Annotated in this window: 21 protein-coding genes; 14 read left to right on the top strand and 7 right to left on the bottom strand. The window is 40.3% G+C overall.

Annotated features, from left to right (window positions below):
- Positions 1 to 5 precede the first annotated feature (5 nt).
- From hslV to ATHSA_RS02495, 11 genes are all read left to right on the top strand, one after another.
- Complete coding sequence (gene hslV / locus ATHSA_RS02545) at positions 6 to 536, top strand: ATP-dependent protease subunit HslV (RefSeq protein ID WP_161847619.1); 531 nt, start codon at positions 6 to 8, stop codon at positions 534 to 536.
- Positions 537 to 544: 8 nt separating this feature from the next.
- Positions 545 to 1,927: an ATP-dependent protease ATPase subunit HslU gene (gene hslU / locus ATHSA_RS02540; RefSeq protein ID WP_161847618.1), complete on the top strand. Its 1,383-nt coding sequence runs from the start codon at positions 545 to 547 to the stop codon at positions 1,925 to 1,927.
- Between the two features lie 15 nt (positions 1,928 to 1,942).
- Entirely contained in the window at positions 1,943 to 3,265 is a 1,323-nt protein-coding gene (tig, locus tag ATHSA_RS02535) for a trigger factor (RefSeq protein WP_161847617.1), read from the top strand.
- Positions 3,262 to 3,879 carry an ATP-dependent Clp endopeptidase proteolytic subunit ClpP gene (clpP, locus tag ATHSA_RS02530; RefSeq protein ID WP_161847616.1) on the top strand — a complete coding sequence of 206 codons (618 nt, stop codon included), beginning with the start codon at positions 3,262 to 3,264 and terminating at the stop codon, positions 3,877 to 3,879. The genes tig and clpP overlap by 4 nt, the downstream gene beginning before the upstream one ends.
- Entirely contained in the window at positions 3,876 to 5,099 is a 1,224-nt protein-coding gene (gene clpX / locus ATHSA_RS02525) for an ATP-dependent Clp protease ATP-binding subunit ClpX (RefSeq protein WP_161847615.1), read from the top strand. Before clpP ends, clpX begins: the two co-directional genes overlap by 4 nt.
- Positions 5,099 to 6,085: a tRNA (adenosine(37)-N6)-threonylcarbamoyltransferase complex transferase subunit TsaD gene (tsaD, locus tag ATHSA_RS02520; protein ID WP_161847614.1), complete on the top strand. Its 987-nt coding sequence runs from the start codon at positions 5,099 to 5,101 to the stop codon at positions 6,083 to 6,085. Before clpX ends, tsaD begins: the two co-directional genes overlap by 1 nt.
- The gene (locus ATHSA_RS02515) at positions 6,086 to 6,958 is read left to right on the top strand and encodes a radical SAM protein (protein WP_161847613.1); all 873 of its coding nucleotides are present in this window, start codon (positions 6,086 to 6,088) and stop codon (positions 6,956 to 6,958) included.
- A complete protein-coding gene (locus ATHSA_RS02510) occupies positions 6,958 to 8,643 on the top strand; it encodes a PEGA domain-containing protein (protein WP_161847612.1) in 1,686 nt (561 codons plus the stop codon). The genes ATHSA_RS02515 and ATHSA_RS02510 overlap by 1 nt, the downstream gene beginning before the upstream one ends.
- 1 nt (position 8,644) lies before the next feature.
- Positions 8,645 to 9,418 (top strand): S-layer homology domain-containing protein, encoded by a 774-nt coding sequence (locus ATHSA_RS02505; RefSeq protein WP_161847611.1) that lies wholly within the window; start codon positions 8,645 to 8,647, stop codon positions 9,416 to 9,418.
- 7 nt (positions 9,419 to 9,425) lie between these two features.
- The gene (locus ATHSA_RS02500) at positions 9,426 to 10,364 is read left to right on the top strand and encodes a methylenetetrahydrofolate reductase (RefSeq protein WP_161847610.1); all 939 of its coding nucleotides are present in this window, start codon (positions 9,426 to 9,428) and stop codon (positions 10,362 to 10,364) included.
- Between the two features lie 121 nt (positions 10,365 to 10,485).
- Positions 10,486 to 10,725: a glutaredoxin family protein gene (locus ATHSA_RS02495; RefSeq protein ID WP_161847609.1), complete on the top strand. Its 240-nt coding sequence runs from the start codon at positions 10,486 to 10,488 to the stop codon at positions 10,723 to 10,725.
- 197 nt (positions 10,726 to 10,922) lie between these two features.
- On the opposite strand, the gene ATHSA_RS02490 is transcribed toward ATHSA_RS02495, so the two are convergent.
- From ATHSA_RS02490 to epsC, 3 genes are read right to left on the bottom strand one after another with little or no spacing between them, the layout of a single operon-like run.
- The gene (locus tag ATHSA_RS02490; RefSeq protein ID WP_197739202.1) at positions 10,923 to 11,888 is read right to left on the bottom strand and encodes an adenine nucleotide alpha hydrolase family protein; all 966 of its coding nucleotides are present in this window, start codon (positions 11,886 to 11,888) and stop codon (positions 10,923 to 10,925) included.
- 13 nt (positions 11,889 to 11,901) lie between these two features.
- Positions 11,902 to 12,726, bottom strand: a complete 825-nt coding sequence (cysK, locus tag ATHSA_RS02485) for a cysteine synthase A (RefSeq protein ID WP_161848904.1) — start codon at positions 12,724 to 12,726, stop codon at positions 11,902 to 11,904.
- Positions 12,704 to 13,342, bottom strand: coding sequence for a serine O-acetyltransferase EpsC (gene epsC, locus ATHSA_RS02480; RefSeq protein ID WP_161847608.1), 639 nt, complete (start codon positions 13,340 to 13,342; stop codon positions 12,704 to 12,706). The genes cysK and epsC overlap by 23 nt, the downstream gene beginning before the upstream one ends.
- A gap of 99 nt (positions 13,343 to 13,441) precedes the next feature.
- Here epsC and ATHSA_RS02475 point away from each other — a divergent pair, with 99 nt between their 5' ends.
- The 3 genes from ATHSA_RS02475 to ATHSA_RS02465 are packed head-to-tail and all read left to right on the top strand — an operon-like array spanning position 13,442 to position 16,557.
- Positions 13,442 to 14,554 (top strand): THUMP domain-containing class I SAM-dependent RNA methyltransferase, encoded by a 1,113-nt coding sequence (locus ATHSA_RS02475; RefSeq protein ID WP_232060110.1) that lies wholly within the window; start codon positions 13,442 to 13,444, stop codon positions 14,552 to 14,554.
- Positions 14,551 to 15,471 (top strand): 1-phosphofructokinase family hexose kinase, encoded by a 921-nt coding sequence (locus tag ATHSA_RS02470; protein WP_161847606.1) that lies wholly within the window; start codon positions 14,551 to 14,553, stop codon positions 15,469 to 15,471. Before ATHSA_RS02475 ends, ATHSA_RS02470 begins: the two co-directional genes overlap by 4 nt.
- Positions 15,472 to 16,557, top strand: a complete 1,086-nt coding sequence (locus tag ATHSA_RS02465) for an SLC13 family permease (RefSeq protein WP_161847605.1) — start codon at positions 15,472 to 15,474, stop codon at positions 16,555 to 16,557.
- 45 nt (positions 16,558 to 16,602) lie between these two features.
- On the opposite strand, the gene ATHSA_RS02460 is transcribed toward ATHSA_RS02465, so the two are convergent.
- The 4 genes from ATHSA_RS02460 to ATHSA_RS02445 all read right to left on the bottom strand — a co-directional run bounded on the left by ATHSA_RS02460 (position 16,603) and on the right by ATHSA_RS02445 (position 21,541).
- Complete coding sequence (locus tag ATHSA_RS02460) at positions 16,603 to 18,459, bottom strand: ABC transporter substrate-binding protein (protein ID WP_161847604.1); 1,857 nt, start codon at positions 18,457 to 18,459, stop codon at positions 16,603 to 16,605.
- A 362-nt stretch (positions 18,460 to 18,821) separates the two neighbouring features.
- On the bottom strand, positions 18,822 to 19,856 hold the full coding sequence (locus tag ATHSA_RS02455) for a conjugal transfer protein TraF (RefSeq protein WP_161847603.1): 1,035 nt from the start codon (positions 19,854 to 19,856) through the stop codon (positions 18,822 to 18,824).
- Between the two features lie 9 nt (positions 19,857 to 19,865).
- A complete protein-coding gene (locus tag ATHSA_RS02450; protein WP_161847602.1) occupies positions 19,866 to 20,828 on the bottom strand; it encodes a hypothetical protein in 963 nt (320 codons plus the stop codon).
- A 461-nt stretch (positions 20,829 to 21,289) separates the two neighbouring features.
- Complete coding sequence (locus ATHSA_RS02445) at positions 21,290 to 21,541, bottom strand: ribbon-helix-helix protein, CopG family (RefSeq protein WP_161847601.1); 252 nt, start codon at positions 21,539 to 21,541, stop codon at positions 21,290 to 21,292.
- Positions 21,542 to 21,822: the final 281 nt, after the last annotated feature.

The following is a 21,822-nucleotide window of genomic DNA, read 5'->3' as shown; positions in this document are numbered from 1 at the left end:
TCGAAGTGGAATTTCATTCGACGACCGTTTTAGTCGTAAGAAGAGATGGAAAAACGGTGATGGCTGGAGACGGCCAGGTTACAACCGGTGATACAATAATGAAGGCAACGGCCAAAAAAGTTAGAAGACTTGGAGATGGAAAGATAATAGCGGGCTTTGCAGGATCAGTTGCGGATGCTTTCACACTTTTCGAAAGATTTGAAGTCAAGTTGAGAGAGTCCAATGGTGTGCTTTCAAAGGCGGCCATAGAACTTGCAAAAGATTGGAGAATGGACAGAGCACTAAGAAGGCTTGAGGCGCTTTTGATAGTTGCCGATACGCAGAATATATTTTTGCTTTCCGGAAGTGGAGAGGTAATCCAGCCAGATGAGCCTATAATGGCAATAGGATCTGGAGGGAATTACGCACTTGCTGCCGCTCGCGCGCTTTACAGGAATACAGATATGAGCGCCCACGATATAGCGATCAAGGCGATGGAAATAGCAAGTGAGATATGTATTTACACAAACTCGAACATAACAGTTGAAGAGTTGTAAGGAGGAATTTGATGAACATAGATGAGTTAACTCCAAAGGAAATCGTCGAAGAACTCGACAAATACATAATAGGCCAGAAAGAGGCGAAAAAGGCAGTATCCATTGCTTTGAGAAATAGAATAAGAAGGATGAAACTTCCCGAAGACATGCAAAGAGACGTGCTTCCCAAAAACATACTTATGGCCGGGCCTACCGGAGTTGGAAAAACAGAAATCGCAAGGAGACTTGCCCAACTTTCTGGAGCACCATTTATAAAGGTAGAGGTTACAAGATACACCGAGGTTGGCTACGTCGGTAAATCTGTTGACTCGATAATAAGAGATCTCGTTGAGGAAAGCATAAACAGGGTTAAATCTGAAATGGCCGTGACTGTTGAAGAAGGAGCAAAGCAGGCAGTAGAGGAAAGGATCTTGGATGCTTTAGTTCCTGAAAGCGTAAAAAGACCTGCGATGAGTGGATTTATGTCATTTTTCCAAAGTGCCCAGCCTCAGGTATCTCCAGAAGTTCACAGAGCCGCTCTTTCTAAGCGCGAAGAGATGAGACAAAAGTTGAGAAGTGGAGAAATAGAAGATTTAGAGATAGAGATAGAGGTTGAAGATACAACGCCGGTTATGCCGATGATAGGTGGTATGAGTCCGGAAGACCTTGGAATAGATCTTCAGGACATGTTCGGAGGAATGATACCAAAGAAGATGAAAAAGAAACGTGTTAAAATAAAGGATGCAAGAAGAATTTTGCTTCCGGTTGAATCGGAAAAGTTGATAGACAAAGATCGCATGATCCAAGAAGCACTCGAAAGAGCGCAATATAAAGGCATCGTCTTTTTGGACGAATTTGATAAAATAGTTGGATCCAATTCGAGATCTGGACCGGACGTATCGAGAGAAGGTGTTCAAAGGGATCTTCTTCCTATAGTCGAGGGAACGACGATTTCTACCAAGTACGGTCCTGTCAAAACCGATTACATACTTTTCATAGCGGCAGGCGCATTTCACATGTCAAAGCCTTCAGATCTTATCCCTGAAATTCAGGGAAGGTTCCCCATAAGGGTCGAACTCGAGGCACTCACTCAAAATGATTTCGAAAGGATACTCGTTGAGCCAAAGAACTCTTTAATTCATCAATATAAAGCACTTTTGGAAACGGAAAATGTAGAGGTTATTTTCACACCGGATGGGATATCAGAAATAGCGAGAATAGCCTACGAAGTCAACACGAGACAGGAGAATATCGGGGCCAGAAGGCTTTACACGGTCATGGAAAAGGTGATGGAGGATATCTCATTTAACGCTCCGAAGGTTGAAAGTCCTATCAGGATCGATAAAGAGTATGTCATAAGCAAGGTTGGTCACATTGCTACAGACGAAGATTTAAGTTCTTACATATTGTGAAAAGGAGAGAATTTTATGTTAGAAGTTGTGGAAGAAAATAAGAATGTCAAAATTTTAAAGGTTTCTATGCCACACGAGGTCATAGAAGATGCAAGAGATGAAGTCTACGATGAGATTTCAAAGGATATAAAGATCAAAGGTTTTAGACCCGGTATGGCACCGAGAAACCTTATAAATTCCATAATAGGAATGGATAAGATAAATGAAATGATAAAAGAAAAAGTCGCCGACGAGGCATATGACGTGATCATAGAAGAGTATCTCAAAACGCCTCAAGGAGATGATGTGATACTTCCTCCGCGCTTGAAGTCTGTTGAACTTGGAGGAAATGCGGAGGTGACCTTCGAGATCCATTTATTTCCAAAGGTCGAGATCGAATCGATGGACAAGATCGAGATAACGATTCCAAAATTGCACAATGACAGCGAAAAAATGATCAACGATTCCATCGAAGACTTGAGAAAGGAAAAAGCAATTCTCATTCCAAAAGATGGAAATATAGAGATAGGAGATCAGGTAGAAATAGAGTACCAAGACCTAACAGGAAAGGATCCAGAAAAAAAAGAACTTGAACTTAAGGTTGCAAAACCAGAAGAGGGAAATATCTTTTCACACCTTGTCGGGAAAAAGGCCGGAGATGAATTCGATTTTTCAACAACAGCCGAAAATAGCGGGAATGTCACACATTTACATGTCAAAATCTTAAAGGTTTATTCTGTCAAGTTGCCAGAAATCGATGACAACTTCGCCAAAATGGTCGATGACAAATACGAAACACTTGAAGACCTCAAAAACAATCTAAGATCCCAAATAGACAAAGTCATGAATGGATTTACCGAATCTTTAAAAATAGATGTGGTACTGAACGAATTGGTCAAAAAGACGAAGTTAGACGTTCTTGATTCGACCATAGATTACTTTGTGGATTACGTTGTAGACAAGAAGAAAGAAGAAAAAACCTACGATAAAGAGTTAAAGGAGAAATTCAACGGAGACGAAAAGGCCTTCAAGGATTCGATAAGAGAGGAAGTAATAAATTACATGAAATTGGAGGGAGCCATAAAATCCATTGCCAAGGAAAAGTCTCTCGATGTCTCAGATGAGGAGATCTTCGAGGAAGCGAGAGAAACTTACGAAAAATCAAAGATAAGCGATGAAAGGCTAAAGGTGATGTTGAAGAAGGATTCTGATCTTTACCAATCGATTAAACGCAATCTTATGTCTGACAAAGTCGCAAGAGAATTGCTCAAAAATGCAGTTGTCAAAGAAGAAGAGGTAGGCAAAGATTCTCAAGGAGAGATCGAAGAGGATGAGAATGAAAGTGAGGGATCAAATTGAAAATAGGCGATCAAACGATTCCAATAGTCATAGAAACAACGGGAAGGACTGAACGTGCATACGATATATACTCGAGGCTTTTAAAGGATAGAATAGTCTTTCTCGAGGGTGCCATCGATGATATGACATCGAGCCTTGTGGTTGCACAATTACTCTTTCTCGAGGCCGAGGATCCCGACAAAGACATATACATGTACATAAATTCTCCCGGTGGATCCGTTACGGCTGGTCTTGCGATTTACGACACGATGCAATTTCTAAAATGCGATGTTGTGACGACAGCGATAGGGTCGGCTGCCTCAATGGCTGCAGTCCTTCTTGCCGCTGGAACGAAGGGAAAGAGATATGCCCTTCCGCATGCGACAGTTATGATTCACCAGCCGCTCGGAGGAGCCGAAGGTCAGGCCAAAGATATAGAGATACGCGCAAGAGAGATAATGAGAATAAGAGACGAGTTGAACAACATTCTTGCGAAACACACAGGGCAGCCTCTCGAAAAGATAGAAAAAGATACGGATAGGGATTTCTTTATGAATGCCAAAGAAGCGCTCGAATACGGTTTGGTCGATAAGATAATAGCGTCTAAAAGAGAGATAGAAGGAGATTCAAAGTGAAGAATGAGAAATTCTGTTCTTTTTGTGGTAGAGGGGCCTCGGAAGTAAACAGGCTTATAGCCGGGCCCAACGATGTTTACATTTGCGATGAATGTATCGAGTTGTTTCACGATATTCTCCACGATCATCAATCTGAAACACAAAAAAATACGAATAGAAAACTCCCAAGTCCCGTTGAAATAAAAGAAGAACTCGATAAATACGTGATAGGTCAGGAGCGAGCAAAAAAAGCGATAAGCGTCGCCGTTTACAATCACTACAAACGCGTATTCATGAACAAAAAATTTGACGATGTCGAGATAGAAAAATCGAACATAATGCTCATAGGACCGACCGGATCTGGAAAAACGCTTATTGCCCGTGTACTTGCCAAAGTTTTGGATGTTCCTTTTGCGATAACAGACGCGACGCCGCTTACCGAGGCCGGATATGTTGGAGAAGACGTCGAAAATGTCATATTGAGACTTTTACAGGTTGCCGACTTCGATATAGAAAAGGCCCAGCATGGAATAATTTACATAGACGAGATCGATAAAATAGCAAGAAAATCTGCCAACGTTTCTATAACACGTGATGTTTCAGGTGAAGGAGTCCAGCAGGCACTTCTAAAAATAGTCGAGGGTACGATTGCAAATGTGCCGCCTCAGGGAGGAAGGAAACACCCGTACCAGGAATTCATAAAGGTAGACACGACAAATATACTTTTCATAATCGGTGGAGCCTTCGATGGACTTGAGGAGATAATAAGATCGAGAGTTCAACAGACAACGGTCGGTTTTGCGGCGAACATAAAGTCAAAACGTGATGAGGATATAAATTCACTTCTTAAACAGGTAACTCCGGATGATCTCGTCAAATACGGAATGATGCCAGAATTCGTTGGAAGGTTCCCGATAATATCCACTCTCGATCAATTGAACGAAGAACAACTTGTGAGGATCCTTGTAGATCCGAAGAATGCCGTTGTTAAACAATACAAAAAACTCATGGAATTAGATGGTGTCGACCTTGAATTTGAAAATGATGCTCTCAAAGAAATAGCGACGATAGCGAGAAAGCGTGGAACGGGTGCAAGGGGACTTAAAAGCGTTATAGATGAGGTGATGATGGAGGTAATGTTCAACATTCCAAGACTTCAAAATGTCAAAAAGGTTATCGTTACGGCCGAATCTATAAGAGAGGGTAAAGAACCTCTCATCGAAATGAGGGAAACTGCCTGATGGCTTTTATCCTTGGAATCGAAAGTTCATGCGATGAAACATCTGTTGCGATAGTCGAAAATGGAGAAAAAATCATTTCTGAAAAGACCGCCTCTCAGATAAATATACATGCCCTCTACGGAGGAGTCGTACCGGAGATCGCCTCAAGGTATCACCTCGAAAAGATCTCTATACTCACGAAAATGGTCTTTGACGAATCTAAAATAGATCCCAAAAAGATCTCGGCCGTAGCCGTAACTTACGGTCCCGGTTTAGTAGGGCCTTTACTTGTTGGCTTGTCATACGCAAAGGGTCTTTCTTACGCTCTGAAGGTTCCACTTATAGGCGTAAATCACATGATAGGTCATCTCAACGCCGTCTTTCTTTTCGACAGAAATATAGAATTTCCTTGCATGGTCTTGATGATCTCGGGCGCCCATACAGAGATAGTCTACATGAGATCTTTGAATGATTTTGAAATAATAGGAAAATCGATAGACGACGCTGCGGGAGAGGCCTTCGACAAGGTTGCAAGAATGTTGGGACTTCCATATCCTGGAGGACCTCAAATAGACAAGGCAGCCAAAGGAGGAAAACCTTCTTACAACTTTACAAAGCCGAAGACTGAAGGCAAATACGATTTCAGTTTCAGTGGCTTAAAAACACACGTACTTTATTTTCTGAGAGACAACAAAGATTTCAAATTGGAAGATGTGGCCTCCTCATTTCAAGAGACCGTAGCCTCTATTCTCGTTGATAAAGTTGTTGAAGCGGCGCTTGAGTACCACGTTAAAGACGTCATCGTGGCAGGAGGAGTTGCGGCCAATTCTGCGGTCAGAAAGAAGACCGAAGAGGCTTCTTTGAAAAACAATCTTGTTTTTCATTTTCCTCCTTTGAAATACTGTACAGATAACGCCTCTATGATAGCGGCCGCTGGCTGGCACGAGTACAAAGAAGGAAGATTCGCCAGTTTGGATTTGGAAGCAGTTCCAAATTTGGAGGTCTGAATGCGCCTTTCTTACGGAAGTGCACGTCTTCTTGGACTTATAAATTCAGGCCCCCCTTTGAAGATGGAAACGATTTACGCAATGTTCGGTCAAAGTTGCCTTTTCAATTGCGCTTACTGTACACAGGCAAGAGAGAGCAAATCCTCCGAGGAGTTTCTATCGAGAATTTCTTGGCCTCATTTTGAGATGGGAGAAATAATCTCTGCCATAGAAAGATCTAATGAGATAAAAAGAATATGTCTTCAGGTTGTCTCTTCTGCTCGCGCTAAAGAGGAAGCCTTTGAATTCATAGATAAATTAAGGGTTGACATACCCATCTCGGCAAGTGTGAGAATTTCTCGATTCGAAGAGGCAAAAGAATGGTTTGATCATGGAATAGATAGAATTGGAATGGCAACTGACGTCGTGAATGAAAAAATGTTTGAACTTTACCGTGGTGGAAGTTTAAAAAGACATATTGGGTTAATCGAAGAAGTCGCGAAAAAATATCCCTCTAAAGTCACAACACACCTTATAGTCGGGCTTGGAGAAAGTGAAAGGGAAGCCGTTGAATTTCTTCAAAAAATGCATGACTTTAAAGTAAGCGTCGGCTTGTTTGCCTTTACTCCCATGAAGGGTACAAAACTCGAAAATTTAAAAAGACCCGATTTAGATTCTTACAGACGCATTCAAATCGCGGCATATCTTTTAAAAAACGATCTTTCAAATCTTTCACTTTTCGAGTTTGAAAATGGAAGGATAATTTCCTTCGGGTATGATATTTCGAATATTCCATTTTCTGCCTTTAAAACGTCCGGGTGTCCGAATTGCACAAGACCTTATTACAATGAAAGGCCGGGAAAAGAGATGTATAACTTCTTTGAGGTGAGTTGATGAAAAAAAGGCTTTTTTCATTCATTTTGATTTCGGTATTTGCGTCTTTGGTCTTCGGGATTCAGGTTACCCTTTTCACAATTCCACCGCAGTCTATGGTTTACGTGAATGGAACCCTTGTTGGTCAGACGAGTTTAAGTGGAACTATTGTCGTGAATTTGAATTCGATATCGAACGTAAGTGTTCAAAACGTTGGATATCTTCCTTTCAATTTTGTTTACGATCCTTCCTCGGGATCGACTGTCGTAAAAATAAATCTTCAGCCTCTTTCCTACATCTCGGTCTTTACACAGCCTTCGGGGGCTAATATATCTATTGATAAAGACACCTTTTTAAGTCCGGCAACGATTACCGTAAGCCCGGGCCTTCACAAAATTTCAATTGAAAAAAATGGGTATCTGTCGAAGACCCTTACTGTTTCTGCGATACCGTTTCAGGTCACAAAGACAAATGTGCAATTGATCCCATCTGGCCAGATAAGTGTAGATACCGATCCATCCCATGTCCAGATTTTTTTGAATGGACAGTATGCCGGAATAACTCCCTTCTCGACCGTACTCAAATCGGGCACATATTCGATGACTTTGAAGGCAACGAACTTTTCGGAAATATCCACATACGTCAACATTTCTCAAAATTCTACCCCCCAAAATTTATTTTTCAAAATGAAAAAAATTGTCGATGTGACTATATATTCTTCTCCTTTCAGCGTCTTTGTGAGTTTGAATGGAATCAATTTTAAAACTCCGATATCGATGAGATTACCGGTCGGCACTTATACCTATACGGCAAGTCAGGTGTACTTTCAAAGCAAAAGTGGAACTCTTTCGATATCTTCGAGTGGAACTTACACGATCTTTTTAAATCCCATGACTTCTCTTGTCGTTTTCTCCTCGAATCCACCCGGTGCGGCCGTTGAGGTAAATGGAAAACTCCTCGGACAAACTCAATTTTCAAAGCAAATGCCTTATGGGACCTACAATGTTAAGATGATAGGCAACAATTCAAAGATATGGTTCGGACGTGTAAAGGTAGATCAGCAGGTCGTCAACGTTTACGGAGACATGGTAAATTCTGGGATGATAACCGTTAACGCAACTCCTTCCCAAAATACGCTCGTTCATGTCGGATCGATATGGTCTACACTGCCTGCAACGCTTAACGCTTCCGTTGGGATATATCCCGTTGAATTTTACAATCCTCTATTTCCTCCAAAGACCGTCTACGTTAAAGTGAATGGCGGAAGTATCACAAATGTTTACGAATATTTACAGCCTATGGGAACGATCTTTGTCGGTAGCACCCCGCCTGCTACCATAAATTTGAACGGTAAATTCATGGGAAAAACGCCAATTTTTGACTTTAAATTGCTTCCCGGCACCTACCAGATCGATATTTTATGGCAGGATGGAAGTTTAAGTAGAACTTTAAACGTTCAGGGTGACGGAATTTACAATCTCTATTTTACAGACCCTTCATTTGTAGAGGTAAAATTCATTTCATTTCCGGATCCTGTAAAGGTGGTATTGGATAACGGGAATGAGGGCTATACGCCCTTTTCGGTGAAAATATCGAGAGGAATACATACCTACAAAGTTTACGATCTTTTTGGAAATCAAATAGGTATGGGAAAGATAGACACGAGATTCATGAATTCAAAATCTTACTTTTTCATAGGAGGATGATATGAAAAGATTTTTGATTTTTTCGCTTGTTTTGCTTCTGCCCGTTATCATGATGGGCAGCATGGTGATAAACGATGTATCCCCATCTTCCGATCTATACCCTTACGTTGTTGAAATGGTTCAGGACAACATAATGTCCCTTGACTCGAATAACGATTTTAACGGTTCTCTCGTTGTTACTCGGGCAGATCTCGCACGAATTCTTTCAAATCTTTTGAATTACCTTCAGGGAAGGATCCAGCCAGCCTCCCAAATTTCCCAGCCTACCGTTCAGGGAACATCTGTCTCTCCAGAACTTTTGATGAAGATCCAGCAAATAGAAAACACCGTCAATAAATACCCTAACATTCAGGCCTACATAACGAATCAGGCAAGCACTTTGAGCGTGCTTTCATCTGAGGTCAACCAGATATATTCTCAGGTCGCCGTCATGCAAAATATCCTTTCTTCTCTTTCTTCAGTTCAAAATGTTCCATCGGCCGGAGTTTTATCGAAGGTAATAGACAGAGTTTCGAATGTCGAAAATAACCTCAAGGCGCTTTCGGCAAATTACGCTTCTCTTTCTGCGACTGTTGTGAATATTCAGCAGGAGATAGAAGCAATGAACGTAAGTTCTTCTTTGAACTCTCAGATAAAAAATCTTCAAAGTGAAAATGAAACTTTGAAGTCGAAGGTTTCATCCCTCGAATCTACCTTAGGGAGTATATATTTCTTTCAAGCCGTCGAAATAATAGCCGTTATAGGCGCTTTGGCTTACATACTTTTTGTTAAATGAGGAAAAGATGAAGGTCATCGATCTTGTAAAAAGGCAGAGAATCTTATCGATAGAAGTAATTCCTCCTGACAGGGGAAGGGACATAGACGAGATCTTTTCAGCAATAGATGAGATAATGGAATTTTCTCCTTCTTTTATAAATGTAACACGTCATGCTCCAGAAATAGATTATATCGAATTTGAAGACAGGATAATAAAGGTGCCAAAGATAAGAAGGCCCGGGACTGTCGGAGTAAGTGCCGCGATAAAGAACAGATACAACGTTGATGTCGTCCCACATGTGCTTTGCCTTGGAATGAATAAATTCGAAATAGAGGACATGCTTATAGACTTGAAATACCTCGAGATAGAAAATGTCTTTGTGATAAGGGGAGAGTTAGAGAACAAAAAAGAAATAGATGAAAGAGATGGATACAAACATGCCGATGAACTCGTCGATCAGATATCCAAGATGAATAAGGGAATATACCTCTATCCCGTTGAAAATCCAAAACCGACGAACTTTTGCATAGGCGTTGCCGGTTATCCGGAGAAACATTACGAAGCGCTTAATATGGAAGAAGACTTGAAATATCTCAAAAAAAAGATCGATGCTGGCGCTGATTATGTCATAACCCAGATGTTCTTTGACTTTGAGATTTACAAAAATTTCGTCGAAAGATCAAGAGAAATCGGAATAAATGTACCTATAATTCCGGGGATAAAACCTATAGTTCAATTCAAGTCGATGGTCAAGATACCGAGTAATTTCTTCGTCAGTATTCCAAAAGAATTTGTTTTTGCAATGCAGGAAGCAAGAACACCTCAAGAAGAGTTTAAAATCGGCACACGTTATATGTCAAAACTTGTCGATAAACTTTTAAATTACGGTGTACCGGGCATTCACATATTCACCATGGGAAGAGGAAAATCAACAAAGGCATTACTTGAGGCAATTTACAAGTAGGTTTAACATTTTTTTCACACAACAAACCTTGACATAAAAGGTCGTGATAAAATATACTGTATACAGGTATCGATGAAATGAGACTTAAATTCGATCGAGTGAAATAAGGAGATGATTTTGAGTGGCTTTAAAGGTAAAAATATATTCTACACCAACGTGCCCACATTGTAAAGCGGCAAAAAACTATTTTAAATCTCTCGGAATTCCATTTGAAGACGTAGACGTCTCAAAGGATCAGAGAGAAGCCGAACTTATGGTAAAGAAGACACACCAGTATGGCGTGCCGGTTATAGAACTTGGAAATCAGATCGTCATAGGTTTTGACAGGAACAAGATCGACAGAATTTTAGGGGTGAGGTAAAGGGCAGAAGAGTTTAGAATTCACATATCTCTCCTTGATAGATACCTTTACATAAGATCGCACGCGCTGCAAAGAAGCATAGAAAGAGAGATAGGACTCGATAATTTAAAATCGTTGCTTGAATCCAAAGAATCTCGGGCAACTTTTCAAAGAAATGGAAGGATAAGGATCGAAAATGATGAGATCGTCGCCATAATTCAAATTGAAGGTGACGATCTCGTTTTGATCACCGCATTTAAAAATTCATAATCGATGACCTGAAAGGTATTTAACCTGTTATTTGCAGATATCTTCCATTCGACAGTTATTGGGGCCGCAAAATCTGGCTGTAATCTGCCTTTTTCTATCCAGTACCTTGCCTTCGGATCATTGTAGATGCCGGGATTTGCCATTATCTTCAATTTAACAGGCCTGTCGATGATATCCACCTTTTCTATCTGCGGTATCTTTGAGATCTCGGATTTTACGGAATTTATTACCTTCTCCGGTGGAAGAGGGGATAGATTCACAAGGGCAAGATTCTTGGAAAGAGGGCCCACGATCTTCACATTTGCGATTTCGAACTTTAGATCGAACTCGTTTAAAATTTTCATAAGTGTGACATTCGCATTGTATACGGATCTACCATGAAAATCAAATGATGTCATCATTTTTAAAAGATGTTTTAAGATGCACCCCTCTCTTTTTGCATTTTCTCCTATTTTGTTTATCTTTATGCCGAGAATTTGTGCAATCTCTTCGATCTGACTTCTCGACAAAGAAGAGAGAGGAGAATAAAATCCGTTGTTCATCTTAATTCCCTGTTGGCCCCATGTATCCTCAAGTTCGGCACCGGTTACGACTATACCATTTGCATACCTTTTGACGCTTTCAAGTTTTGGTCCACGTGTGCACGCGTTGCAGGCAGGACCGAATTTCCATATCTTCCTTTGCCATTCAGATCCGTCTACAAAAAGATGCTTTAGGCCATTTGAAGCGGCAAAATTTTTCACTATCTCAATGGTTTGCGGATAGGTAAAATCGAATTTCGTCGTGACAAGGGTTACCCTCGATGGGCCAAGTGCGAGTTTAGAGAGAATGGCCGCAACACTTGAATCAAGTCCTCCCGAAAAGGCGATGTAGAGATCTTTGTCGCCCGCGGTTTTTCTGATCTCTTCGATCAAGGAATCTATCAGATCACCATATTGAGAGATATTTTTCACCTCCGTCGGCCGATATAACGACTATTCTTGAGTCCCTTTCCAACTTTTTGATCAATTTAAGTCCGGCGGCAACGGCCGCTCCAGAAGAGATCCCAAGAAAAAGTCCTTCCTTCTTCGAAAGGTAATCTGTCATGTCTCTCGCTTCGTCCGTTGAGATCTGGATTATCTCATCGACAACGCTCGGATCGTAATTTTTCGGAATAAAGCCAGCGCCTATGCCCTGAATTCCGTGTGGTGAAGGCTTACCTCCCGAAAGTACCGGTGATTCCGAAGGTTCGACGGCAACTATTTTGATCTTACTTGAGAATCTTTTCATAAAATTTCCAACTCCGCTTATCGTTCCTCCCGTTCCAACGCCGGCAACAACGGCATCTATTTTGTAATCCATCTGGGACAAAATTTCGGGACCTGTTGTCATAAAATGAATTCGTGGATTAGACTGATTTTCAAATTGATTCAGCACGATACCTTTTAATTGCTTGGCTATTTCATAGGCTTTTTCGACGGATCCGTTCATTCCGAAATTTGCAGGAGTCAATAAAAGATCGGCTCCGTACATTTGAAGAAGTTTTCTTCTTTCGATCGTTAAATTCTCCGGCATCGTAAGGATGACCCTAAGACCATAATGAGATCCAACCATGGCAAGGCCTATTCCAGTATTTCCAGAGGTCGGCTCAACTATTGTCGATCCAGTCTCTATAAGGCCAGATCTTAGAGCATCGTCGATCATCGAAAAGGCCGTTCTGTCTTTTATGCTACCTCCCGGATTCATCATTTCAAGTTTTAACCAAAGGTTCATCGTCTTCAAATGTACGATCGGTGTCTTTCCTATTATTGAGATTAAATTCACAATTTCTCACCTGCTTTTTGACGATCCTTGCCGGATTTCCAACTGCAGTTGAAAATTCAGGCACATCTTCAAGCACAACCGCATTTGCGCCGATGCGCGATCCATCTCCTATCTTTACGGGACCGAGTATGACCGCATTGGCACCTATCAAAACATTTCTTCCAATGGTTGGATGGCGCTTGCCCTGCATGATTCTTGCCGTTCCAAGCGTTACACCGTGATAGATCAAAGATCCACTTCCAACCGAGGCTGTCTCTCCTATGACGACGCCTATGCCATGATCTATGAAAATTCCGGCCTCTATGTTGGCCGCGGGATGAATATCCATTTTGTACAAGACACGATTTATGTACCTTAATGTCATGGCAAGAAATCTCATTTTCAAATTCCAAAAAAGATGGGAAAATCTGTAAAGCATAAGACCGTGAAAGGAAGCGGAAAAGAGGAAGATATCTCTGCCAGATTTAACAGAAGGATCAAGCCTTTTGCCGGCTTTAAAATCCTCTTTTATCGCATGAAAGGTAAATCCAATTTCTTTGAACAAAGGCACCCCATATTCAATCATCTCCTAAAGTGGATAATAATGGTCTTAAATAATATACCATATTACATCGATAAAATCAATACTTCGGCAGTTCTGATTTAGATTTGGTATAATCCAAGTATGAAAGAGATTACCATTATGGTTCCGACTGCATTCGGGATCGAAGGTGTTACGAAGAAAGAATTGAAAAAATTGGGATACGATGCGAAAGCACAGGATGGACGCGTGATCTTTGAAGGAGAATTCAAAGACGTTGTGCGCGCCAATTTGTGGATAAGAACCGGCAACAGGGTCATGATAAAGATGGCCGAATTCGATGCGTATGATTTCGACACTTTATTCGATAAAACCTTTGAAGTTGAATGGGCAGAATTTTTAACAAAGGACGCGACCTTCCCCGTGGAACTTTCGTCTGTTAAATCTACACTTTCAAGTGTACCGGCATGTCAATCCATCGTAAAGAAAGCAATAGTCGAAAAGATGAAGAAGCGCTACAAAATAGATCATTTTCCCGAAGATGGTCCCCTTTACAGGATAAAGGTCCAGATTTTAAGGGATCATGTAGTAATAGGTCTTGATACAACCGGTGACAGTCTTAACAGAAGGGGATACAGGGTGAATATCTCTGAGGCTCCTCTCAAAGAAACACTTGCCGCCTCTCTTTTATTTTTAAGTAATTGGGACGGAGAGATCCCTCTTTGGGACGGATTTTGCGGATCTGGCACCATACCGATAGAAGGTGCGATGATGGCAAAAAATATCGCACCGGGTCTGATGCGTAAATTTGCCTTCGAATCATGGAAGAATTTTCCGGTATCTATACTTTACGAAGAGAAAAGGATCGCAAAAGAAGTCGTAAGACGATCAAAAACGAAGGTAATAGGGACGGATATAAACAAAGACTCGATCGAGGCGGCCATTAAGAATGCCAAAAGGATAGGATTAGAAAATTTCATAGAATTTCGTGTTGCCAATGTAAGTGAGTTTTTTCCACATCTTGAAAGAGGGTATTTTATCTCAAATCTACCATACGGTAAGAGGTTAGACAAGGATGAAGAACTTTACAAAATCTTGAAAAAAAAATACACGGATCTCAAAGGGTGGGACTTTTTCTTTTTAACCGCGGATAGAGATTTTGAAAGAAAATTCTTTAAGGCGAATGAAAATAGAAAAATGTTTAATGGTAGAATAGAAGTGAGATTTTACATGTACAAAAGGAGGAATGCGAATTGATCTTTACTTTAACGATGAATCCAAGCCTCGACAGATACCTTTACGTGGATGAACTTATTCCAGATGATTCTATCAGGGTAAAGGATACCAAAGAATATGCTGCCGGAAAAGGGATAGATGTTTCGCGCGTCATAAGGGAGATAGGCGGAACATCGATTGCGATATGCCCGCTTGGCGGGTCAAATGGAGAAAGAATAGAATTCATGTTAGACAATGAGAAGGTACTCTACGCGGCAGTCAGAGTCAGACATGAAACGAGAATGAATATAATCGTGCAAACATCCAAAAATCAATACAGATTGAACTTACCGGGAAAGCCTTTGAATGAAACAGAGTACGAACTTATCTTAGATATGTTAAGGACCGTTTTAAGAAAGGGAGACATTCTTGTTGCCTCTGGTAGCCTCCCCCATGGATTGAAGCCCTCTTCCTATGCCGAGATCGTTAGAATTGCAAAGGCAAAGGGCGTAAGAGTTTATGTAGACACAGATGGAGAAAACCTTCAATCCGCTGTGAAAGAAAAACCATTTGGTATAAAACCAAACATCCACGAACTTTCACGTCTTATCGGACAGGATGTGAAGATAGAGGACGTTCCACATGTAGCCTCACATATTTCGAGGGAATTTGGAATAACAGATGTCCTTGTAACACTTGGCAAAGACGGTGCCATAACATTTGTAGACGGTCAAATCTACAGAATAAAACCTCTTAAAATAGTTGCGAAGAGTGGCGTTGGTGCCGGAGATTCTTTTTTGGCCGGTTTTATATACAAAAGGAATGAATCGATCGAAGAAGCGCTCAAAATTGCCAGCGCATGTGGTGCATCTGCGGCCATGAATGAAGGAACGACGCTTGCCAAAAAGGCAGAGGTTGAAGAACTTGTAAAGAAAGTCGAGATAGAAAAGATAAAATAGATGAAGATCATCCAAAGATTATCCAAAGAATGGCTCTTTTTAATCTCCTCTGCAGCGGCAATTTTGACGATCATCTTAGTTAAAGAGAATCCATTGAAGTTCATAGGATACGATCAGATAAGGGTTTTGTGGATTCTCTTCATAATGATGATGATAAATGGAGGACTCAAACAAAAAGGCGTTCTTGATTATTGGGGTTTTCATTTGATCTCTCGATCTAAGAATACTCTTGTACTTTCCATAATGCTTTTGATTCTGACTGCCATACTTGCCCCCCTTGTCACAAATGATGTGACGTTGATCGTCATAGTTCCTCTAACCGTTAGCGTTGCCCAAAGATCGGAATTCGATCCAATGTGGCTTGTCATACTCGAATCTGTTGTGGCCAACGGTATGAGTTCTTTTACACCATTTGGAAATCCCCAAAATATCTATATTTACACGCATTATAATGCTCCCCCGTTAGAGTTCATGGGGTACGTCGCGATCTTTTCTTTGCTTTCATTAGCCGTTGCCATTTTTACGATCTTTTTTATCAGGAACAAATCGATAACAAAGGTCTCAAGGATCACAAAACTTGAAAAACAATGGTGGGTGTACTTGCTTTTACTTCTTTTAATGATAGCCTCTATTTTGAGATTTGGGGATATCTTCTTAATTGGCGGCTTTATACTTGCCTACATAATACTTGCAGATAGAAGGTTGCTTGGCAGCGTTGATTACTTTCTTCTCGGCACCTTTGTGGCTTTTTTCATTCTTTCCGGAGAGATATCATCAATGTCGTGGCTTAAGAATTTGCCTGAATTTTTGAACAGCGGTAAAAATGTCTTCCTTACCTCTGCCCTGCTTTCTCAAATAATAAGCAATGTGCCGTCGGCCATCGTTATCTCGGCCTTTACAAACCTGTGGAAGCCATTACTTTTGGGAGTAAGTGTTGGTGGATTTGGAACTTTGGTCGGCTCTTTGGCAAACATAATAGCCTTTTCGATATACAAAAGGAATTTCAAATCTAATTACCTTAAGTATTTTCATCTCTACTCGATCCCCTTGTTTTTGGGAATGTTGCTTTTCTTCTCCTTTGTTTAAAATAAAAAGCCGGACCTTTTGGCCCGGCAATATTTTACTTTATTTTTATTGGGCGGTGTCAACTGATTTTACGAATGCCTGCTCACCGTAAACATTCTGAATTCCACCGAGTGTATGTGTGTAAGCGAATTGTACCTTATCTGTTCTGTATGCCTCCATGAGATTTGACGAGTATATCACAACGTAAGGAACATCGTCTTCGAGGATCTGTTCAAGTTGGAATGCATACTCGCGTGCCTTGGTCATATCGGTCTGTGCTATGAATTCACGTGCAAGTTGCTCGAATTGAGGATTGTCGTATCCTGGAGAGTTAAATCCACCCGGCACATTTTGGGATTGTGCAAAGAAGTCGTGGAGATAACTTGGATATATCGATATACCCCAGCCAAGCATGTAGATATCGAAATTGAAATTTTCATTCCATACGGCGTTGACGATGTTGTTAAAACTCGTTAAATCGGCGTAAAGTGGAATGCCTATATCGTTGGCCCATTTCTCTATCCACAAAGCTATCGTTGCCCTTATGGGATCGTATCCTGCAGACGGTGCAAGCATCGTTATTTGCTTTATGATTTTCCCGTCAGGTCCAATGAGCCCTTCTCCACGCTGGACGAGTTGACCATTTTCTATCTTTGGCGGGATAAGCCATGTAAATCCGGCCTTCTTGAGCACATCTATGGCTGCCTCGTATCTTTGGGCTGTGTCCATACCCTCTCCGTAATATTTAAGGTTTGGATCGTACCAGAAAGCATTTCCGGGAGGCACCAAAGAGGCAAGTGGAACGATCGAGCCGGGTATTATCTTGTCTGCGAGTAAATGCCTGTCTATCAAATAGGCTATGGCGACCCTGAATGCCTTTATGTTCATCGGGTATCTTCTCATGTTAAAGGCTATGTAATCAAAGCCAAGGTCCTGGTTTTGGACTATCTTGACATTTGGATTCGTTTGTAATTCTTGAACAAATCCCTTCTCAAGACCATTTGGACTGAGCATGTAGCCGATAGTACCATTCATGAGTGCGGCGACGGCCGCTGTTTGGTTTTGGTAAATATCGTAAACTATTGAGTCAACGTAAGGTCCCGTTACGAACTTGTGTAAGACCGTACCTTCTGGTGTGCCGTAATACGTTGCATTTATTCCAAGTGCTGGATCGATGTATTGGATGGCGCCATTGGCATACTCTATTTCCTGCTCGCCTTTAAAGGAATAATTTTGAATGGCCGTATCTTTTATAAATGCACCCTGTTGCCATTGAGAGACCGTTATAGGTCCTATCGATGGTTCATTGTAGAGATCTTTATCGTAATTCATCATGTACTGGGAAGGATTGGAAGTTTTAAGGGCCGCCTCATAGACTGGTTCCCAGAATTTTTCTTGGACTATTGGAGCCATAAGCGTATCGTATATGAATTCTCCGCTCGGCTGTTTGACGTAAAGATCGACTGTGTAATCGTTGATTTTTGTTGCCTTTATGAAGTTGTAAGGAGCCGGTGGATAATCTCCGCCCCAGTTTCCGGGCATGTTGAGTTTGAATGGCACCTCATAGGAGAAGACCACATCATTTGCCGTAAACGGAGTTCCATCGGACCACTTTACACCTTTTAACAAATGGATGGTTGTAACGTACGCCGATGTTCCATCGACTGTTGTCGCTTGGAATGTTGACCAGAAGCCGTCTGCCAAAGAAGGAACTAACTGATTTGTGACATCCGACAGACCGTAAAGTGATCCATATTTATCGATCGCCGGATAAAAGTTCCACGAGGTTGCGTTTGGTCCTAACATGGACCAGATGTTCAGAGATGTGATATCAGAATACATTCCGAAATTCACAACTCCGCCTGCGAGTGCCATTCCAATGAAGATGGTACCAATCAATAATAATGCAAGCACTCTTTTCACTGCAAAAGACCTCCCTTCAAAATTAGATGGAAAAATAACTTTTTCATGTATTAATAATTACGTAATTAGAATTACAACTTAATACATATATTAACTCTTAACAATTTTTATGTCAATACATGTATTATGTATTTTACATTTCTTAAATATTTCAAATTAATTTCATACCTCCGTTCTTCAATCAAATATTGATTTTTAATTATCTTTAACAATAATTAGCAAGAAGTCTCTACCTTCAGTCTACGAGTTATCATTCATTGAAGAGGGAAGATCCCACTTCTATAAGTGGGAATAGTTGACTAATTGAAAATTAGAAATAAAAAAAGCGCGTATATCACGCGCTTTTTGCTTTCATTTATGTGTTACTGAATTCCCACTTGTACGGTGTACATCCTCTGGTAATTATATCCGGCGTAATTGCCGTAATTAAGAACGTAAGTTCCTAAATTTAAAAACACGGGTCCTAAATTTGCCTCAATTCCTCCGGTAAACCATCCGGCGGAAATTCCACCGTAGAGCGTAAGAAAATCAAAGATTTTGTAGGAAATGCCCGCATGAAGTTTCCTGTATATCGTGTAATTCTCGTTAAAGACATTTTCTAAATCTACGCCTGCAGAAAATTTATCACTTTTATAGCCAAGGCCAATTCTTACATCCGGTGTTGATTGATTCAATACATTGTGCCATAGCGTACCAAAAGAAAGGTTACCGTAAGAGATCATTGTGCCTAAATCAACGTTGGATGTTGATTCGTAAGTAAGATTTGGATTAAAATCTGCAACGAGTAAAAATTCATTGTTTATACTGTATATTTGAGGAAATACGTATCCATATCTGTAAGTTCCACCGACATTCAACTTCAAATCTCCAACGTTAAATGAGAATGCTGCCATTCCAAATGCGTAACCTCCGGCCAGTGCATTTAAAGACAACGTGTTATATTGTGTAAGAATGGATTGTCCCCACAATTGACCAAAGGCACCACCCGCTATTGAAAAGTTTCCAAAACCATATCCTATTAGCGCATCTGATCCTATTAGCAAAGAATTGCTGTTTTGAAGGTAGGGTCCATAGTTCTGAATCAAATAAATCGTAAGGGCTGTCGAATTCCCGCTCTGGATCAAAGATTGGATCTGGTTCCAGTTGGATAGCGCCTTTAGAACCGCATTTCCGAGCCCTTCACTCATTCCCACATTTACTTCTGGAAGTGAAAAGAAGAAACCTTTTGAATTTGCAATTCCTGCGGGATTGTAAAAGATAGCATTTTGATTGTTTGCAATTCCCGTAAATGTCTCGCCCATCTCGAGAGTTTGAACTGATCTGTAAAAACCAGTATCAAACGCAAAGATAGAAACTGACAAAAGCACAATAAGAATTCCAATCGTGATCTTTTTCATATTTATCAATCACAGACTTATTTTTTGAATATCTCCGAGATACTGGATCTGGGATATCATCTCGGCATTCACAACATAGAGTGCGGTCTCTATCTGGACAATATAACTTCTTATCATTGTAAGAGTTTGTGCCATTTGTGGGTTAGATTGAGACATCTCATTGAGTCCTGAGTCGAGAGAGGTCAATGCCGTTGAAAGGTCTGCGAGAAGTTCATTTGACTTTTGAATGTTGTTATAGGTTTGAAGTTGAACCTTGTACAAAATACCGTTATAATCTGCGGGAAGATATTTGAAGATCTGATCCTGTGAATCGAGCACATTGTTTCCATTTGAGTCAAAAAGAATTATTGGGATTTGTAACGCTGCATATATTCCTTTGGATATAAGCCAGTTCGGGTTAGATGGATCGAAACGGTTAAGTGTGCTCGATAATGCCTCAAGAAGTTGCATTAGTTGGATGTTGTGTGAAGAAGAGACGATCAAATTTATTGCCGAGGTTATATAGGCAGTAGAAATTGAAGAGGTGTTAGACAGAACGGAAAGATTTTGACTTTGCCAGATCGATATGAAACTGCTTGCAAGTGTTATGGCGTTCAATCTCATAGTGCCATTTATTGAACTAAGCATAGCCTCAGCGGCGTTTTTGAGGGCCACACTTGTTGACTGGGTTGTATTTAAGAAATTTGTGACTGTGGCAAGGGTATTTCTTGCAGAAGTAGAAGTATCGGAAAGTACAACGGCACTGTAGATGTTGGTTGAAGGAATTGTGCCATTGCTAACAGCATTTAAAACCTGAACAGAAGCAGAAATGGCCTCTTTAAAGTTTCCACTGTTTGCTTCATTGATGGCGATTTGGGAAAGATTTTGTGTATTCGCAGGTGTATTTAATCCTTTAAATACGTTAATCGCGCAGGAACTTAAGATCAAAGATACCAAAACGACCAAAACCAACAAAAAGATGTATCTTTTCATCATTACCCCACCTCATTCCCAATGCAAGTTATCTATGTAAAATAAATTCTAAACACAAGAAGTGGGCTTCCATTGTAATTTGAATTATCTGGTAAAGTACTTCGTGAATTCAATGTACTTGACACTTACTCAATTTTTAAACCCCAAAATAGAATTGATTACCGTTCAATTTAGCAAATACTATCATAAAAAATTGCTTTTGTCAATTCCCGCTGATCACTGATCACGCGTTACTGATCACGGCCTTTTTAATCTCTAATCTCTTTTTACTATTCGCCATCTGCCATCTGCCATTGGCCATTCCAATTTTTCTTTTGAGAATCCTTTCTATTTCCCATAGAATGAATTCTGATAAATGGTAAGTGAAGTGTCTCTTCTTGCAAATTCCAAAATCTTTCTTGGGTTCCCAGGAGTCAAAATAGCAGAAATGAAAACATTAGTATCTAAGACGACTTTCATCATTATTTATGATATTGACGAAAGTCTTTGATAAGTTGAGCGACATCTTTTTCATCTCTTATTCCAAGTGATTTAGATTTTTCCTCGCCCCACTTGTAGATCAGGTTCCATTTTTCTTCTTCTATAATATAACGTTCCAAGGCTTCTTTTAAGATGCTACTTTTAGAAGTTTTTCTCTTTCTTGCCATTTTATCCACTTTATCGTAAATATCTAAAGGAATAGACATATTCACAATCCTTGTATTGCTTGGCATATAATCATCTTCGTAATGTTAATTCTTTACAATTAAAGATATCATAAAAAGTTGCTTTTGTCAATTCCCGCTGTTCACTGATTACGCGTTACTGATAACGGCCTTTTTTAATCTCTAATCTCTTTTTACTATTCGCCATCTGCCATATGCCATTTGCCATACTCTTTTTTGCTGATCGATGATAAGTAGTATTTTTAAATAATGATAAGTAACCAATTAATTATTTTTTCATTTTTTACTTTTAAAATAGGATTTAGTGATATAATAATGATAAGTAATTT

The organism is Athalassotoga saccharophila (genome assembly GCF_009936215.1).
GTDB classification, from domain to species: Bacteria; Thermotogota; Thermotogae; order Mesoaciditogales; family Mesoaciditogaceae; genus Athalassotoga; species Athalassotoga saccharophila.
The sequence above is the reverse complement of the archived record's forward strand: the minus strand, read 5'-3'. Positions and strand labels throughout refer to the sequence as shown.